The organism is Methylobacterium sp. CCH5-D2 (genome assembly GCF_001556475.1).
In the GTDB taxonomy this organism is placed as follows: Bacteria; Pseudomonadota; Alphaproteobacteria; order Rhizobiales; family Beijerinckiaceae; genus Methylobacterium; species Methylobacterium hispanicum.
This window is the reverse complement of the sequence record NZ_LSIX01000662.1, coordinates 1-1,346: the sequence shown is the minus strand read 5'-3', so window position 1 is coordinate 1,346 and position 1,346 is coordinate 1. Positions and strand designations below refer to the sequence as shown.

1 protein-coding gene is annotated in these 1,346 nt (G+C 71.8%); it reads left to right on the top strand.

Annotated elements, in window-relative coordinates; all coding sequences use genetic code 11:
* Positions 1 to 18: 18 nt before the first annotated feature.
* Positions 19 to 1,032, top strand: coding sequence for a peptidoglycan -binding protein (locus AX737_RS17625; protein ID WP_066923715.1), 1,014 nt, complete (start codon positions 19 to 21; stop codon positions 1,030 to 1,032).
* Positions 1,033 to 1,346 lie beyond the last annotated feature (314 nt).

Here is a 1,346-nt window from a genome sequence, read left to right as displayed (position 1 = left end):
GCGAGCGGGTCTAGGGCGGTGGCCTCCCGCATCGCCCGCCGCGAGCGCGGCCTCAACGTCTGGCCGGGCTACGTCGACGCCCTCGCCACCCTGCTGCTCTCGGTGGTGTTCCTGCTCACCGTCTTCGTGGTGGGGCAGTTCTTCGTCTCGCAGGAACTGTCCGGCCGCGACACGATGCTGGCCCGGCTCAACCGGCAGATCGCCGACCTCACCGACCTCCTGGCCCTCGAGCGCTCGAACCGGCGGGGCGACGCGGCGTCGCTCGATTCGCTCCGCTCGTCGCTGGCGGCGGCCGAGAGCGCGCGCGACCTGGCCCGGGCGGAGGCCCAGGCCGCCGGGGCGCAGGGAGGGCAGGCGGGCGAGCTCGACCGCCAGCTCCAGGCCGAGCGCGGCGCGACCCGGCGGGCCCTCAACCAGATTGACCTCCTCAACGAGCAGCTCGCGGCCATGCGGCGCCAGCTCGCGGCACTCGAGGACGCGCTTGCGGCCTCCGAGCAGCGCGACCGCGAATCCCAGGCCCGCATCGCCGACCTCGGCAGCCGCCTGAACGTGGCGCTCGCCCAGAAGGTGCAGGAACTCGCCCGCTACCGCTCCGACTTCTTCGGACGGCTGCGCCAGATCCTCGGCTCGCGGCCCGACATCCGGGTGGTCGGCGACCGCTTCGTGCTGCAATCCGAGGTGCTGTTCCCGGCGGGCTCGGCCGCGCTCAAGCCCGAGGCCGCGCCGGAGCTCGACCGCATCGCCGCGGCGGTCTCCGATCTCGCCCGGCAGATCCCCGCCGACCTCGCCTGGGTGCTGCGGGTCGACGGGCACACCGATGCCCGGCCGATCGCGAGCGCGCAGTTTCCCTCGAACTGGGCGCTCTCGGCCGCCCGCGCCATCGCGGTCGTGCAGTACCTCGCGGCCAAGGGCATTCCGCCCCAGCACCTGCTCGCGGGCGCCTTCGGCGAGTTCCAGCCCCTCGACGCCGGCACGACCGACGAGGCCTACGCCCGCAACCGCCGCATCGAGATGAAGCTGACGGAGCGGTGAGGGCAAGCGTCGCGGGTGCCGCTCTCTTTCCGCCCTGCGGGGAGGGCGATCGCGTAGGCCGAACGAAGTCCCGATACTGACGGGGCTCGGGTCCCCACACCCTCAGCGGGAGAGGTCTGCTTTCGCAGAAAGCCGGTCGAGGAACGAGAATTGTCAGAACCGGGCGCGGCAGGCCCGCTCGACAGCCTTGTGCCCCATCCGTCGAGTTTTCATACCGTTCCGGTCGAAGAGTTCGGTTTGAGGCATCGTCTCAGGACGAAGCGCGGGTGCCCTCTCCCATAGGGAGAGGTCTGCTTTCGCAGAAAGCCGGGTGA